Below are 15,882 nucleotides of genomic sequence, written 5' to 3' on the forward strand. Positions count from 1 at the left end.
AGATCTTGCTTTATTCAATCTTCCAGTCGATAGTAAGCTACGGTCGTTTTGTAAACATCCCCTTTTTACCCCCAGTAAAGGAAGCAGTCATCTGCGATGGCCCACCCGTCATTGACTTTTTGTGGTCGCTCATACCGAAAAAAACTTTCGAACAGCCTAAATAGGGAAGTAAAGATTTCAGAAGTAAAGTCGTGAAGGGGAGTATCAAGAGCTTGGCCGAGCAAACTAAAAAATCCGAGTTCCTATGAGGAACTCGGATTTTGTCATGTAAAGGACATCAGTCAACTGATTTTCCGCTGTCCAGCACTGCCGCAGGTACGACGCTTTAAAAGCAGCAAGTCAACTAGATTACCCCTTTATCTAAGCATCGACATTATCGATGTTCTCATCCATGAGGCTTTTACTAATGACTATTTATGACAGGTAACACACGCATACGGTTCAGGGAACGTTCGACTAAAGCTGTAGTCGTTGTTCACATTCTGACTTAGTTCTTCGAAAAATCGAGGGCTAAAATCATCGTTGGGTTGTGTCGAGAAAATAGTGCGGCGATTGGTCACCAATTCATCTCCTGGGATAATGATATTGGTTGAAATGTCTCCGTGGTTAGGAACACTCATTTCACCTTCATTATTATGGCACCAGAAGCAACGTGCACCGCGCTTATGATTATCAGATGCGCCATTATTGCCGTGGCAAGTGGAACAATAGTATGGCTGCGGATAATCGAAACCATCGGCGTAGTTGATAGGCCAAGATTGGCCGCCATGACCAAGTGGATTCTTTTGTTCGTTATGACATTGATTACAATCCGCAATCTTCCAGCCGAAATGACTCTCATCCAATATCTTTGAGTTACCAACCGGTTCCGTTGCTGAGTGCAATAATCGCAGCTTGGCGCGCGGTTTATCGCCAGCGTCGAAGCCAGCGATAATGTTGGCATTTTCTAATTTTATATCAGTAATATAAACGTCGGACTGGGTTCCAGGATCGTTTATCACATCGATCTCTTCTACACCGACCACGCCGTGATAAATGACAGGGCCTTGAAGCTGCACGACCTCAGGAGCGTACATCATTACATGAGCTCCATCCGGGGTGTTCAACTGTGGACCACCTAGACTGTTTGAGGCCCACTCAGCGATGCACTCTTCTTCAGATAAACGACCTTGGCCCTCTGGGGTGCCATCTAACCCAAAGTTACACGCGGGTTTTGCGTAAGAAAAGTCGCTAAATGTTGCTAACTCGCCACGCACTGGGACGTCGGCTCGAAAACCACCGTAAGATCCGCTAAATGGATTGTGGGACATAGCAAAGGTATTGACGACTGCGCCACTTGACATAATTGGCCAATAGGTGAAGCTAAAATCCATACCTTGTTCGTGGGCCAAGGTTAAGAATACGTCGAGAGGCTGTATAACTCCCTCTTGGAATACCCCAGGAAGCATGTTGAACGATTTAACTTCAACGTCTGTAGCATATACCATTGTCTGCCCAGTCATAACGTTAAAGTATTGAACTTTGGGAACGATATATTTGCCGTCATTAGCTTCTTTGCGTGCGATCTCTTGGCTCCATACCCAATGACGGCGTCCAGTCATGGTGTCTGAGAACGGGCGGAAGCGCACCTCCATGGATGGCCTTAGCCAATAATTGTCCATGCGACCATAGGGTCTGTGGCCGATGTAAGCGGTTTCGTTACCACCGTCGTGTTCTCGGCCACCGGAGGCATTCGTTGCAAAGTGCCAGTTCTTAGAGGCGCTATAAACACCGTCGTTGGTGAAGTCACCATCACCGTTTCTATCCCAAGAGAACGAAAACTCAAAGGTGTCGTAGTCTGAGTCGGTGTAATGAACGATGCTGCCTGGATCGAACTGCATGTCAGCTCTCGTTACTGCCATGTAGCGCAACAGATCAAAAACGGAGAAGTTACCCTCTTTAAAGATATCAGGCCTTGCAGTGCCCGCTCCCAGCCCATCAGGGTTGGTTTCCAGAACATCAATAATATCTTGAGCCGCTATAGGCGTAAGCTTCGGCAACGGAGAACCGTCATCCATCACATTTAAGTGTTCTTTAGGAACATCGTGATAGTTGATGACACCATCGCCATTAAGATCCGAAGGCGTACTACCGTCAAGCCCTTTCAGCCACTTGTGGGCACGATTATCTACGATACCAAACGTCACCAGAACCTCACCCTCCAGCTGATTCTTGGACAGGTCCATAAAGGGGGTTTCGACATAATCCCAGCCCACACTTCTCTCAGGCTGAGTGGGATCTGGCTGGCTAGGATCTGTGGGGGCATCAACCTGATTATTTGAGTCACTACCACAAGCTGTCAAGCTCAACGCAGTGGCAAGCACAAGGCTTAACTTTGTATATTTCATCATCTTCCTCACCGATTATTCGGCTGTTATTACACCGGTGTAATTTGAAAGATTTAGAGGTTGACTGCACTCGCAAAGTTGCTAGTGAATTTGTTGACACCTGAGTAGCGTGATTATTATCACGAACTTATTTTATCAAACAAAGGCTCTTCGCAATATTTACCAATTCGGCCTTGTTGGCTGCGCCGAGCTGCGACTTTGCTTTTTCAATATGGTAGTCCACACCTCTCGTTGTAATATTCAGCATTTCAGAGATTTCGCGACTGTTCAGGCCTAATGCAGTCAACCTTAAAACACTTAACGCCTTCTTTTTAATTGTGCCATCGATAATTAAAGGGCTTAGATATTCAGGGTAATTGTGTATAAAGTAAAAACTTAAAAGGTCAAGAAACTCCGAAGCGCTAGAGGTGCTTAATTTTTCTCTTAGCTCTTCTTTACACATCTTAGAGTATATAAGGAAATGACTGTTTGGCTCATTATTTTCATTAACGCAATAGTACTCACAGAAGCTGTTGTAACCAGCCTCATTTACCAAGTGGTATATTTTTCGCTCTAGATCTTGCCCGCCTTTATGAATAGGTCCGAATCGAAAACCAGATGGCCACTTACCCTCAAGTTGGAAGTCGAGCAAGTTATTTGACAACAAAATAGCATTCTTTTTTTTAATTAATAATGACTTTAGATTTGGCTTACTAAATAAACTACCTTCGTCAATGCTCTTGCTAATATTATCTCTGATCTTTTCTGGGCGTAAACGTTTTCTGCCAAAATTATAGCCTGCTCCTTCATCAGAAATTGGACTAAATATTATATCGCAAAAATTTAGTACTGATGACTTTTTAATAAAATCCTCTTTGATTCCCATTTATAACTACTCCAAATTAAGGCATGCATAAAAACATGTTAACAATATACACTATTTTATTAAGAATAGGCAAAATGTTATTTTTACCTTAGATAGGCTCATTTTCACTAGCAAAGATGCTAGGGAAAAATAGGCGCATAGAACTTTTGTGAGGCTTGTTACCCACCCAGAGCAAGATCATGAACGTTTTTCTCTCAATCTAGGGTAATGATTAACCTACGGATCAGATGTGTGATCTTATGTTCTCTTTTTGAGGGCATAACAATAGATATTGAGACTATTAATCACCACTTCAGCATCATTTCATTTAGACTAGTGTGGCTTATTGATGCGTTCATATGATTCACCTGGTAATAGGCACAATACTGTCCAAGCTGGGCCAGTCTGATGAGCAAACTTTTGCAAGTCAACGTGCGCTGCTTGACCATTCTGATATTCGTGGGTTTGGTTATGCGTATTACTTATTTTCGCCGCTGGGTTGCTACATTGATAGCCATGTTAAAGGTGGCATCATGGAATGTTGATGTCTGAATGACCGCAATGTGGCGTTTGGAGACACTCTGGCGTGAAGCGCACTGGAAAAGTGATCAAACTATATTGACTTCGGACAGCAATGACGTTTGGCCTCGGTGCGCCCCAGATAGCCGCTCTCTTGATGCACGAAGCTGGCCTAGCGAGCAAACAGCCGGACTCCCATCGTTACAGTGTGGCTAAGACAGAGCGACCCGATATTCCAAATCTCCTCAAGCGGGAATTTTCAGTGGCTGCGCCAAATCAGGTTTGGTGTGGCGATATTACTTACATTTGGTCAGGCAACAAATGGTGCTACTTGGCTGTTGTGATTGATTTGTACAGTCGTCGAGTTGTGGGCTGGGCATTGTCAGATAAACCTGATGCCGAGCTTGCTGCAAAGGCGCTAGATATGGCGTGGGAACAGCGTGGACGACCGGCTGACGTTATGTTCCACTCAGACCAAGGCTGCCAATATGGCAGTCGTAAGTTCCGACAGAGACTGTGGCGTTATCGAATGACAGAGTATGAGCCGCCACGGCAACTGCTGGGACAATGCTCCAATGGAAAGACTATTTAGAAGCCTGAAGACAGAGTGGGTACCGGCAACGGGTTACTTAACGATGAATCAGGCAAGAAAGGACATCAGCTATTACCTGATGGAGTACTACAACCGGCATCGGCCACCTCAAACAAATGGTGGGCTGTCGCCGGTAACTGCCGAAAATCGGCTTAAAGCAGTGTCCGGAATTTGTTGACCACTACACTTCCGCTCCATGGGGTATCAAGTCACACTTGTTCCTGCTCAGTTAGTGAAACCATTTGCACGAAGACAGAAGAATGCTGCCAATGATGCACTGGCGATTTACGAAGCTGCCGAGCGTCCAGAGATCCATCTTGTCGAGGTCAAAACGGTTGAGCAGCAGGACATCAAGACACTGAGGTGTGTACGACGTCGAATCGTCGAGCATTGTACAGCAATAGTGAATCAAATCCGCCTTTGTCTGCAGAGTAGGGAGTCATCTTCCCACAAGGCGTAAAGCGGCTCAGAGAAAACTTCCTGATGCATTAGCTGATGCTGAGAATGAATTTTCCAGTGTTCTTCTAAAGCTGCTCAGTGACTTAGCGGATGACCCTCGCCTTATAGATATTGATGTCTCAACTATGGATGACCAAATCAATCAGCTTTGCAAACAACAACCTGGCTACGCAGAGCTAATGTCAGTACCCGCGTTTGGCTCTGTTATTGCGTCTGCGCTTCTCAGCGAAATCCGCTCGGGAAGCCAGTTTGCAAACGGTAGACAACTGGCAGCTTGGTGCCCTAGCAACATACCAAAGTCCACAGTAGTTTGAGAAACTGGCGGCATAGCAAAGCCGTGTCCACTTTTTCGGGTCAAGATCATCTCACAATCGGTTCTAAAGCAACACTCCTTAGACAAGAGAACCCTACAATGCTTAGACTAGAAAAATGGAGCAAGACGAGTACGTTGATCACACAAAGTTCTCATCAACCGCAAAATGTTATCTAGGCTATAGCTGATGTTTTCCTCGTTCCAATGATATTGGGACAAAAAATTGTTCATTAATGCTGCATTTTTTTTAATGTATTCTGATTGCGAATCCACAGATATACCTTGAGACACTAGCGCCATAGCACCTGAACAAATAGTAGAAACACCAAGAAACATGTCACTTGCGCAAATATCTTCTAACTCTCCTTTTTCTATGCAACTATTAATAAAGTTAGTAACGTCGCTAAAGGTAACAAGATTTATCTCATGCCACTTCTGTTGAGCGTTGGAAGAACAATGATTAATCAATTGCCGATTAATCATGAAATAGTTTTCAGTAAAGTTAAACTTTGAAGTGAAGCTTTGGTATGCCGGAAGTACGATAAGGGAGACGAGTTTTTCTCTAGAGTTCAGTTTCGAAGAGAATATCTCAGACTGAACTTGCCTCATTACTGTATATTGCCTTGTTAAGATAATAAGTAAAATATCTTCTTTGTTTTTTACTTTACGATAAACACTGTTAGAAGATAATCCAGCTTCAGAAATTATTTGACGCATGCTAACATTAAGCACCCCATGCTCTCTAAATAAGTCATTGGCAGTAGCTATTAATTTATCTTCAATGCTCACGATTTATACCTCAATTGCCTATGCCTACAAAAAAACGCGCCTTGTTAGACGCGTTTATATTAACATGCTAGCTCCGATACCGGTACTTATTTATGACATGTCAAGCATGAGTAGGGAGCAGGGAAAGTGCGACTAAAGTTATAATCGCTATTGATATTATGGCTAATATCTTTATGCTCGATTGGCCTACCGTCGATGCCTACGCCACTTGGGTTGTAAGTAAATTTGCGCTTGCCAACCAAAAGCTCATCTTCCGGGATAATCCAGTTTGTTCCGATATCGCCATGGTTGTGTACGGTCATGTCACCTTCGTTATTGTGGCACCAATAGCAGCGGGTACCACGATTGTGATTGTCAGTCGCCCCGTTGTTGCCGTGGCAGGTGGCACAATAGTGGGGTTGCGTGAAGTCAAAGCCATCAGCGTAGTTGGTTGGCCAAGAGTGGCCACCGTGACCTAATGGGTTTTTCTCTTCATTATGGCACTGGTTGCAATCCGCGATCTTCCAGCCAAAGTGATTCTCATCGAGGATAGGCGCATTTCCGACTGGCTCCTCCGCAGCGTATTGTCTGCGCAATACCGCCGCTTCCTTATCGCCCTGGTCGTACCCCTGAATGATATCGGCCGATTGCAAATTATGGTCGGTAATGTACACATTGGTGGTTTTGCCAGGTGACGCCAGCAAATCGATTTCATCCACCACTTTCATGTAGGTGGTATCCATCGGCCCTACTTGCGAAATCATTTGTTTTGGGTAAGGGAGCAACAACGAACCGGCAAGTTCATTCTGTCCGTTGGAAAAAAGTAGCCACTCACTGATGCACTCCTGCTCTGTCAACCGGCCTTCGCCATCTGGGGTGCCATCAAGGCCGAAGTTACATTGAGGGTGCTGGTCGAAGTCGCCTTGATGCGCCAGTTCGCCCCATAATGGAGCCCCGGCAACATAGCCGCCGTAGGTGCCGGTAATTGGATCTGTGGACAGGGCAAAAGAATTAACTTTAGCGCCGCTGCTCATCGTTGGCCAATAGCTAAGTCTAAAATCCATACCATGCTCATGGGCCAGAGTCAGCCATACGTCCATTATGGTGATCTGCCCTTTCTGGAAGACGTCACTTCGGATATCAAATGCCTTCACTTTTAGGTTTTCAGCAAATACCTCCACTTGGCCAGTTGCAAGATTTTGGTATTGTACATATGGGATAACAAACTCGCCGTCAGATTCCTCAAAACGCTTCACTTCCTGTTGATATACCCATTGTCTGCGCTTGGTCATGGTATCAGAAAATGGCATAAAACGGATTTCGGCCGATGGTCTTAACCAATAGGTGTCCATTCTCTCATAGTTATAGGCGCCGGTGCTTCGGCTAGGCCAAACATCGTATTTGCCACCTGACTGATTGTTCGTAAAGTGCCAATTGGCGCTGTTGCTGTAGATGCCGTCATTGGTGAAGTCGCCGTCGCCGTTATAATCCCAGGAGAACGAGAACTCGAAGGTGCCGAACTTGGAATCAGAGTAATGAATAATCGAGCCTTCATCAAACTGCATATCGTCACGGGTGGCGGCAAAATAGCGAAGCAAGTCGAAGACCGAGTAGTTGCCGTCTATAAAGACATCAGGACGTGAAGTACCTGCGCCCAACCCATCCGGATTGCTTGCCAACACCCGCCGCATCTCCGCGACATCGACGCTGTCATACGGTGTGACAGGAGAGCCGTCCACTAAGGTATTGAAAACGTCCACAGGGAGGTCATGGAGATTAACCGCACCGTCGCCATTGGTATCGGTACCGGCATCCGGCCTGTCGCTGTAGCCGTACACCCATTTCAGGGCTTTGTCGTCAACCTTGCCGAAGGCAGAAAACACCACACCTTTAAGTCCTTCGTCAGAAAACTCCATGTATGGTGTTTCAATATAATCCCAACCCACACTTCTATCTGGTACTTCAGGCAAAGGGGGGGGTGGTGTATCCTTAGAATCACTCCCACAACCAGACAATAGCGATCCAATAATCAACGTACTTATCAGCTTTAGTTTCATCATATCCTCTTTTTAATTATATTAACCCTTGGTTAGTTGCCAGATAAATTAAGTTAGCTTTATTCTTGGCGCCGAGAATTTCTTTAGCGATCTCCAAATGGTAATCAACACCCCGAGAACTTAAAAACATCTCTTTAGCAATTTCAGCAGAAGTGAGGCCTAATGCTGTAAGCTTTAAGATATTAATCGTTTTATTCTTCATGGGTGCCTCCTTTTATAGAACCTCATTAGACAAAGGTTGAGGAAATACAACATCGAAAGATTATTCATAACCAAGCCCATCAAAAATTCAAAATCCTTTTGGTCTCTCATCCCTTAATTAAATTTTGCCTAATGTCTGATTTGAAGTCTGTGAATGCCATCCAACAAACAACCAATTTGAAACTTGTGCGACTCCATTTGACGAAGTTCAAAAAAACACCACTAATCAAGAGCGTTAACGAGACCCGGATCACAGTTCTCTTGGGCAAAAATTTATCTACCTTGTTTCGCGGAAACACCGTTTCCATTAATTAGAGTTGTATAAGGTAATCAGTGATGAAGATCTTCTAAGAAAAGTGTGCCCATACAATATGAGTCTGGTTCGGTCTAGATGAGTGCAACAATGCATAACAGCTTACGAATTGTTGCAGTAATAACTTTATTTGGTTTCCAAATATTGGTAAGTCCAGAGAGAGCAAATCACTTCTGATGGCGACTTAACCACCACGTTTAACTCAGGTTTAAAGGGGAGGCTGAAGTTGACCCGCTTTAGTGGACACAAATGACCGGAGTGTGGCGGCAGGAGCCGTTGGGCTCTTGCCAGTCGAGTATGATTCTTTATTACTTGGTATGAATCTCTATTAATCAGTATGAGACTTTATTTCTCACCCACAGTCATTGAGGCCGATGGCACCGTCATATTTGAGTGTAAAAAGTCCGCTGGCAGCATTCAAACCTCCAGGCTGTGCATCAAGCACCACAAGCCCGTACTGAAAATTCACCCGTTCGACGACCAGCTGCATAACCTAACCCTGCTTAGTCAGTTTGTCCTCGACAACAACATCCGGGTGTTGAACCTCGCCGGACATCGAGAGTCTGTTGCCCCCGGGATAGCAAAAGAGGTCGCCACCCAAATACATTTGCTGTGCTCACAGCAACAACAGTCTCCCTTTCTGTGCCAACACGCCCTACGGCGCTAAGTCACCTCGCCAAGTAATGCCCACCCACCGGTCCTCGGAAAAAATAATGCCGTTAATGGCCCTCTGGTTGGCCGATGTTAACGATCTGCCAGTTTTTGCCCCCTTACACTGTGATGGAACAACGGATGTTTGGAATTTCCCACACAACACAAGGAGTGCGTTATGTCCCGACTACTGATAGCCACCTACATCTCCATTGCAGCGGCAGACAACTACTCCGGGGCCATTGATATCAACCAGTATCTCTGGACTCTGGGTGAGATGCTGCTTTAGGGGTTCTGATGAACATCGCCCCAAGTGCAATTTCCACCATGGTCATCATGGCTACCCTCCAGGTAGCCATGGTGATGCCCGCCCCGGACAGCCTGATTCCCGATGTCTCCCCTGGCCGGCACACGATCTCGGTCCACAAGTTGAGCAGCTCCCCCATCCCCACCCTGGCGCAGGCAGCGCAACCGCTAAGCACATCACTGCAGAAGGCTTACCATCTCGACCAATATGAAGCGAACCGCTACGCCGGTTACCTGATTGAGGCCGCCGACTACACCGGCATCAATCCCCTGGTAATGGCGGCACTGGTACACACCGAAAGCCGCTACCAGGACCATGCCGTATCGTCGGTTGGCGCAATGGGCCCGGCGCAGATCATGATGCGTTATTGGCAGGAGGAATGCCCCAAAGCGGCGGTAGATCCTCGGGAGAACGTCATCTGCGGCGCCAGCATCCTGGCACAATACCATCAGCAATACTGCCTCGATGTGGCCGACGACATCGCCTGTGCCCTGCACCTGTATAACGTCGGCCCAGGGCGGATGGACCGTCAGCCGCTCCAGGCAATGCAGGAGGCGCTGAGCTACAGCCGCTTGGTGGTGCGCTCACTCGAAGACCTCCTCCCCCACGCCGGCCTTTTCGCCAGCCGCTATCAGCCTCTTACCGAGCTGAGATTTTAATGGTCATAGCGTCACAAGCTTTTGCGGATCGCGCAGTAGCGGGGATTCGGCCAGTTGATACAAAAGTGGTCTCTGACTAACTGGAGGCCACCTCATGAGCTACCGAGCAGACTATCTGGGACACTACCTGGACCGGCTTCGAGGCAAGCCTGCAGCCCTGTGCAGGAAGGTTGTCTACGAGGAGCTTGACGCCGCGCCCATTCGTCAGGCCCCACTCCCCTCCCCCAAGCGCAGCAATGGAAAGCCAGGCCGTAAGGCGACCCTGCCCGATGCGGTCATTCTGGCCTTGCTGAGGGAGCGTTTCGGCAGTGATCTGTCCAGCAGGGAGCTCTCAGCCAAATTCAATGTGCCGGCCACGACTGTTCGCGCCATCTGCAGCGGCAGCAAGCCCCGGTACCGGAAGCTGAAGGATCGGTTTCTCCAAGGCCAGGCAACCGACAAGGAATGAAGCTATGCAACAGCAACCGTTTTGATTTACAAACACTGTGTGTTATTGAATGCGGAAGGCCATGTGCTGTCGGTGGCTTCCTTGGGCGCCAGTAGCAGGTGCTAGGGTTGCTGCACGGCTAAGGCCTAGGAAGAGCAAAAACGAAGGGTGGCTTTGGCGCCAGCAGCGGTCATTGACATTTTCGGTCACTTTGACCCTTTGAACCGAATTGGCCAGGGTAAAAATAAGGCTATAAATCCGAGTTTTGGCTTGATTTTCAACCTCTGTGCCCCAATGAAACTATTTGAACCCCTTTGGGCATACTGAGATGAGGTTATCTGATGGCATTAGAAAACTGTGTGTTGCACTTCCCCGTAGGCAATGGCGATATGACCCTGCTCCAGATTGGTCGGCAAGGCTTTGGTAAAACAGTGCTGGTGGATGTAAAGATCACTGACTCGTCTCAGGGAGAGCAAGCAAAGTGTGACGTTCTTGCTGAGCTGCATAGCGTCCTACCCAAAAGGGACGGAGTACCGTACATCGATTGTTTTGTAGCGACCCACCCTGATGATGATCATGTCAAAGGCTTAAAGAAGCACTTCTACCTCGGTCCCCCTGAGGAATATCAGAAGCGGGAGGAAGGGATACCACTTATCAAGGTCGATGAGATCTGGTTCTCAGAGGTGTGCACTAAGCGAATTTCTGAGGATCGACGATTAGGAGAGGACGCGGTAGCCCTAAGGACAGAAGTTAAGAGGCGCAGGAAATGCTTTGAGTCAAAAGTAGGAGCCGCATTGAATGGTAATCGCCTTCTTGTGCTTGGCAGTGTCGAAGATGGAGAAGGTAAGGTGGAAAGGTGGGACTTGCCCGGGTTGGTTGCTGAGTGCGGGTCGACAATCACCATTGGAGAAGCAGAAGCCCTCGTTCTAGCTCCTCTGGGAGACGAAATCTTCGATGACGAAAATCAGTCCTCCAAGAATGATTCGTCTGTGGTGATCCGCTGGACGATAAAGGGCTCAAGGATTTTGTTGGGGGGCGATGCAACGGTCCATATCTGGAAGAGCATTGGCGACAAATATACTGCAGCAGATTTGAGCTATGACTTGCTCCTAGCTCCGCACCATTGTTCTTGGAGGACAATCAGCTATGACTCTGCCAGCAAAACTGAGAACCCCAAAGTTAACGAAGGGGCAATAGCTGCTTTAAGCCATGCAGAACCTGGAGCGCTAATTGTCTCCAGCAGTAAGGAAATATCCAGTGTGACCCAGGACCCGCCAAGCCACCTTGCGAAAGCAGAGTATGAGAAAGTAGTTGGTGCAAAGAAGTTCCTATGCCTTGCTGATACAGGTAATAGTCAAAATCCCCCCAAAGTTAGACAAGTCAATCTTGGGTACATGGGGGTGTCACTTGTTGCTGTAAGTGCTCCATCAATAGCAATACCTAAAAAGAGTCAGCCAATCCGACATGGTTGAGTCACACATCGAGCACCTCATTCACCTCATTGGGTCGCATGGACGAGTCGTTGAAGTCTTGTCATGTAAATCACACCAGGACAACTTTGTGGTTGAGGTAGTATGGAAGGTTATGCTACCTAGTCGGTGTGAGGAAGACGGATGTACGCCAGTAGGAATCCGAGAAATGGAGCCAGTTACTTTCCAGATTCCCAGAAACTACCAGGCCATAGGATTTCTCCCATTTTTGAGGAGCGACTTTCCAAGGGATAAACTACCCCATATCAATCCAACGGGGTATGGGACTCTAGTCTCTCCGTGTATCTATGAGGGTAGCCTCTCTGATCTCATTCATCAGAGAGGAGTTTTAGGAGTGCTGGATGCACTTCAAGAGTGGCTTGATAGCGCCGCACAGATGAGGTTAATGGATAGAGAGCAAGGCTGGGAGCCTGTGCTATTCCCGAATGCAAAAGGAACTTTCTCTGAATCACCTGAGGTACTCAACTCGGCCATTCAAGAACATCATTGTAAAGCTGGTTTTAGTGCGGGCTTATGCTCATATATAAGGTACTGTTTTGAACCAACGCCTGGATTTTTCCGAGTTGGTAGGGAAAAGTATTCTGACAGTAAGGAGGTTGATGTTCACCTTCTAATAATGCCGGAGAGCGAATCATCTTCTCATTATCAGAATGGCGCTATTAGTGACCGTGAGAGCCTGGAAGAGTTCGTCTCCCGCCTCGATGGCAATGTCCCCGATAACGAGTTTGGATTGATTGTCGACAGACGCGACGCACTGAGTAAATTGGTTTGTGCGTACAGCAAAGGAGATCGATCAGGCGTAGGTATTTCTGTTTTGGTCATTGCTGTGAAGCGCCCATTCAATCTACTCGGTCAAAGTACTCCTTTTGAAATCATCCCATTCATCCTCAGGCACTCCAGAGAGCCGTCCAAAAGGTTAGAGGTGATCCCGCTAGATTTTCGGTCTCCAGTTAGCTATGAAATGCTGAAGAAAACTTCCTTCGGTGGCTTAGAACATCCGAATTTCAAGGTGGCGGTGCTTGGTTGTGGCAGCGTAGGGTCTAAAATAGCCATGACGCTAGGAAAGACTGGCGCGTATAGTTTTTCCCTATGTGACAAGGAGGGGTTAGCTCCTCACAATCTAGCGAGGCACGCCCTTTGTGATGTTTTCACTTCGGGTGGTTTTTGGAAAGCGGAGGCACTTTCGCTGACCCTCAGTCATACACTGGGAGTAGATGTACAAAGCTACTGCCGAAATCTAACTAGTGATCCGCTGCCATTTGCTTCGGCAGATACAAAGCTCGATGCTGTCATCGAGACAACTGGTTCTGCATCAGTATCTTCGACCATTAACACACTGGATAAACTGCCTGGGCGGTTAATCCAAACAGGGCTCTATGGTAAAGGTCAGGTCGGTTATTTGGCCTTTGAACCAATGGGTGACGAGCGAAATCCGAACATTGGTGACCTCGAGGCCCTGTTTTTTCAGTTTAGTTACTCTATACCCAGAGTTCGTAGCCTCGTATTTAATCAGGCCAATTTCAGCAAGCAAGTTGTTGGACCCGGTTGTTCCTCCCTAACTACTGTCGCACCAGATTACCTCGTATCACTCCAGTCCAGCTCAATTGCAGCAAAGATTGATTCAGGTCTTACTGCAGAAGTGCCAGAAGCTAAGGTCATGCTTTCACACTGCGATAGGGAATCTTGGAGCCTTCAGTGGCATGAACTTACAGTTCCAAGAACAAGGTTGTTTACTGTTGCTGAGTCGGAGCGAACTTGGAGTGTTCGGGTTTTGGGTGGTTTGGCCGATGAACTGAGCGAGCAAAGAAGGACTTGCCTTCCGTTTGAGACTGGAGGCGTATTAGTCGGTCATATCGATCTGCTAAATCTGACTATCTATGTATGTTCTGCTCAATCATTAGCTCCATCGGAGCAACCTACTCCAACGAGTTTCGTATTGGATCAGGCAGCGTTATCAGGCGTGAATGAGGAACTTCTACAAGGTTCGGAAGGTTACTTGCAGGTTCTAGGAACCTGGCATAGTCACCCTCATTCATCTCGGCCTTCGTCAACAGACTTAACAACGATGCGCGAGCTATCTGATTCTTGGGGCTTGGAAGTTGTACTGATGCTGATAGTTGGTGAGGAAGGAATGGAGTTTATAAATGAAAGATAAGACCGAGAGGCCGCCATTAGACAATGAGAATCGGCTAAGTGTAGTCGGCTTGTTTGCAGCAATCATCTTACATACTGTGTATGCATACTTTATATGGAAGGTATCTGTAAGCATTGGTGGTTTTGAACCTGAAAGAACAGTAGATGAGTTAGGTTTGTACATGGTGACGGGGGCTTTAGGCGGGATGTTATATTGCCTCAGAGCGATTTATCACCAATGGTGTGTGGTATCCTCTTGGTCGAATCGATGGCTTGTTTGGCATGCTTTGCGTCCAATCTGCTCTGCACTTATGGGAGGTGTAGCTTTCCTAATGATTAAGTCTGGTATGCAGCTATTCAACTTTGAACAGACAGGCGAGCAAGTTCAATGGGCCAACCTATTACTAGCACTTGTTGCCGGATACAATGTCTCTCAAATGCAGAAATGGATGGAAGGCCAGTTCCGCAAGTCAGTCGGAGTAGAGCCAACTAATCAAGCAAATAATAGTAAGCATAACATTTAATTAGTTGGGGAATGCCTAACTGATTTTTACTATAGCTTGTTGGGTGAAACTGATAATCTCTACTGTTCTGATATGGGTGGTTTACTGGAATGCACTGGACGGACTGCAGGTGGCTACTGGCCAGTTCTCAGCGGAATACTGGCCAATTTGTTTCGGAAATGTGGCCATCTCTAACAAGAATGGTGGTCGATAAGGTGTGGAATATACACACAATGACTATGACGCCAAAGTCACTTCGCTATTAGCAGGCTATTTAAGGACAATGTCAAAGGGAGGGATACAACCGTTACCTAAGACACAGCCCAAAAACACCTGCCAAGTGCGAGCCTTTGGCTTTTTGAAACCAGTTGAACACTCGAGTTTTTAGTTTTTTGTCTCATACCACTGACTGAGCAGAACCGTTATTTGAGCTGAGTCTTTCAAATTGGCGGCTGGATGGTTCAGTTGAAGCTGACCTTGCTCAATGGCATCGATGACGTTGCGAACCAGATACAGGAACCCATCACCGTCCGCGGAAACATCGATAACTCGTTCAGGTTGTTCGTATTCTGCAATCACCAGCCTGCTGTTGTTGCCCGGTAACCAAGGGTTGCTATCACAACGCAGATACCCTTTACTTCCGAGTAACTCAAACTGGTGCCTCAGTCCGTAGTCTTCTGCGGTGTGTAATTGAACCTGTACTGTAAACATCCCCTAAACTCAGGGCATTCCACATTAGAGTTCTCCGGCTTACACTGAGCCAAAGGGAGAACGCATGATGAAGAAGTCACGCTATACAGAATCTCAGATCGTTAAGATCCTGAAGGAAGTTGAAGGTGGCCGCCTGGTCAAAGAGGTCTGCCGTGAATACGGCATCTCCGATGCGACCTATTACAACTGGAAATCCAAGTACGGCGGCATGGAAGCCTCGGACGTAAAACGCCTGAAGGTGCTGGAAGATGAGAATCGGCGCATGAAGCAGATGTTCGCCGAACTCAGCCTGGACCATAAGATCCCCAAGGACATCATCGAAAAAAAGCTGTAATGCCTGCAATACGACGACAGTTGGTTGATTACGCAAAGCAGTCTTATGGCGTCAGCCTTCGCAGAGCTTGTCGGATTGTTGGCATCAGTGATTCGGTCTATCGCTATCGACCCAATAGCAGTCGGAACGACGCCGTCATTCAGGCGCTTCAGCAGGCTGTAGAGCGCTATCCGGCCTATGGCTTCAGTAAGCTGTTTAAGATACTGCGCCGCTG

General features: G+C 47.1%; 14 protein-coding genes and 2 pseudogenes. 10 read left to right on the plus strand and 6 right to left on the minus strand.

From position 1 onward, the window contains the following. Nucleotides 1–410 precede the first annotated feature (410 nt). Both H598_RS0122350 and H598_RS0122355 read right to left on the minus strand, forming a co-directional pair. Nucleotides 411–2,390, minus strand: a complete 1,980-nt coding sequence (locus H598_RS0122350; protein WP_156897156.1) for a hypothetical protein — start codon at nucleotides 2,388–2,390, stop codon at nucleotides 411–413. Between the two features lie 124 nt (nucleotides 2,391–2,514). Continuing rightward, complete coding sequence (locus H598_RS0122355; RefSeq protein WP_028114999.1) at nucleotides 2,515–3,252, minus strand: helix-turn-helix transcriptional regulator; 738 nt, start codon at nucleotides 3,250–3,252, stop codon at nucleotides 2,515–2,517. Between the two features lie 652 nt (nucleotides 3,253–3,904). Between H598_RS0122355 and H598_RS26700 the strand changes: the two are divergent. The 3 genes and pseudogenes from H598_RS26700 to H598_RS27205 all read left to right on the plus strand — a co-directional run. Then, a pseudogene (locus H598_RS26700) lies at nucleotides 3,905–4,520 on the plus strand (IS3 family transposase); the annotation flags it as partial. A gap of 18 nt (nucleotides 4,521–4,538) precedes the next feature. Next, entirely contained in the window at nucleotides 4,539–4,802 is a 264-nt protein-coding gene (locus H598_RS27200; RefSeq protein WP_425402380.1) for a hypothetical protein, read from the plus strand. Between the two features lie 178 nt (nucleotides 4,803–4,980). Then, nucleotides 4,981–5,115, plus strand: coding sequence for a transposase (locus H598_RS27205; RefSeq protein ID WP_425402381.1), 135 nt, complete (start codon nucleotides 4,981–4,983; stop codon nucleotides 5,113–5,115). A 107-nt stretch (nucleotides 5,116–5,222) separates the two neighbouring features. Here H598_RS27205 and H598_RS0122370 read toward each other — a convergent pair whose 3' ends face one another. From H598_RS0122370 to H598_RS0122380, 3 genes are all read right to left on the minus strand, one after another. Further along, nucleotides 5,223–5,903 carry a TetR/AcrR family transcriptional regulator gene (locus tag H598_RS0122370; protein WP_028115000.1) on the minus strand — a complete coding sequence of 227 codons (681 nt, stop codon included), beginning with the start codon at nucleotides 5,901–5,903 and terminating at the stop codon, nucleotides 5,223–5,225. A gap of 86 nt (nucleotides 5,904–5,989) precedes the next feature. After that, on the minus strand, nucleotides 5,990–7,942 hold the full coding sequence (locus tag H598_RS0122375; protein ID WP_169629347.1) for a hypothetical protein: 1,953 nt from the start codon (nucleotides 7,940–7,942) through the stop codon (nucleotides 5,990–5,992). A 13-nt stretch (nucleotides 7,943–7,955) separates the two neighbouring features. After that, nucleotides 7,956–8,141, minus strand: coding sequence for a helix-turn-helix transcriptional regulator (locus tag H598_RS0122380; RefSeq protein ID WP_028115002.1), 186 nt, complete (start codon nucleotides 8,139–8,141; stop codon nucleotides 7,956–7,958). 649 nt (nucleotides 8,142–8,790) lie between these two features. Here H598_RS0122380 and H598_RS27210 point away from each other — a divergent pair. The 6 genes from H598_RS27210 (at nucleotide 8,791) to H598_RS25855 (ending at nucleotide 14,644) form a co-directional block, all read left to right on the plus strand. After that, nucleotides 8,791–9,120, plus strand: coding sequence for a YpsA SLOG family protein (locus tag H598_RS27210; protein WP_028115003.1), 330 nt, complete (start codon nucleotides 8,791–8,793; stop codon nucleotides 9,118–9,120). Between the two features lie 281 nt (nucleotides 9,121–9,401). Next, a complete protein-coding gene (locus H598_RS25850; RefSeq protein ID WP_051252963.1) occupies nucleotides 9,402–10,070 on the plus strand; it encodes a lytic transglycosylase domain-containing protein in 669 nt (222 codons plus the stop codon). Nucleotides 10,071–10,164: 94 nt separating this feature from the next. After that, nucleotides 10,165–10,518, plus strand: coding sequence for a hypothetical protein (locus H598_RS0122400; protein WP_028115004.1), 354 nt, complete (start codon nucleotides 10,165–10,167; stop codon nucleotides 10,516–10,518). A gap of 320 nt (nucleotides 10,519–10,838) precedes the next feature. After that, on the plus strand, nucleotides 10,839–11,969 hold the full coding sequence (locus tag H598_RS0122405) for an anti-phage 6A-MBL system MBL-fold protein (protein ID WP_028115005.1): 1,131 nt from the start codon (nucleotides 10,839–10,841) through the stop codon (nucleotides 11,967–11,969). Beyond that, a complete protein-coding gene (locus tag H598_RS0122410; RefSeq protein ID WP_084144606.1) occupies nucleotides 11,962–14,142 on the plus strand; it encodes an anti-phage 6A-MBL system cap2_3 protein in 2,181 nt (726 codons plus the stop codon). Before H598_RS0122405 ends, H598_RS0122410 begins: the two co-directional genes overlap by 8 nt. Continuing rightward, nucleotides 14,132–14,644 carry a hypothetical protein gene (locus H598_RS25855; protein WP_051252964.1) on the plus strand — a complete coding sequence of 171 codons (513 nt, stop codon included), beginning with the start codon at nucleotides 14,132–14,134 and terminating at the stop codon, nucleotides 14,642–14,644. Before H598_RS0122410 ends, H598_RS25855 begins: the two co-directional genes overlap by 11 nt. 363 nt (nucleotides 14,645–15,007) lie before the next feature. Here the strand turns inward: H598_RS25855 and H598_RS0122420 are convergent, their stop codons facing one another. Then, entirely contained in the window at nucleotides 15,008–15,334 is a 327-nt protein-coding gene (locus tag H598_RS0122420; RefSeq protein WP_028115007.1) for a hypothetical protein, read from the minus strand. A 67-nt stretch (nucleotides 15,335–15,401) separates the two neighbouring features. Between H598_RS0122420 and H598_RS26250 the strand changes: the two are divergent. Beyond that, nucleotides 15,402–15,882, plus strand: a pseudogene (locus H598_RS26250) (transposase); the annotation flags it as partial.

It is taken from the genome of Ferrimonas kyonanensis DSM 18153 (assembly GCF_000425405.1).
GTDB lineage: Bacteria > Pseudomonadota > Gammaproteobacteria > Enterobacterales > Shewanellaceae > Ferrimonas > Ferrimonas kyonanensis.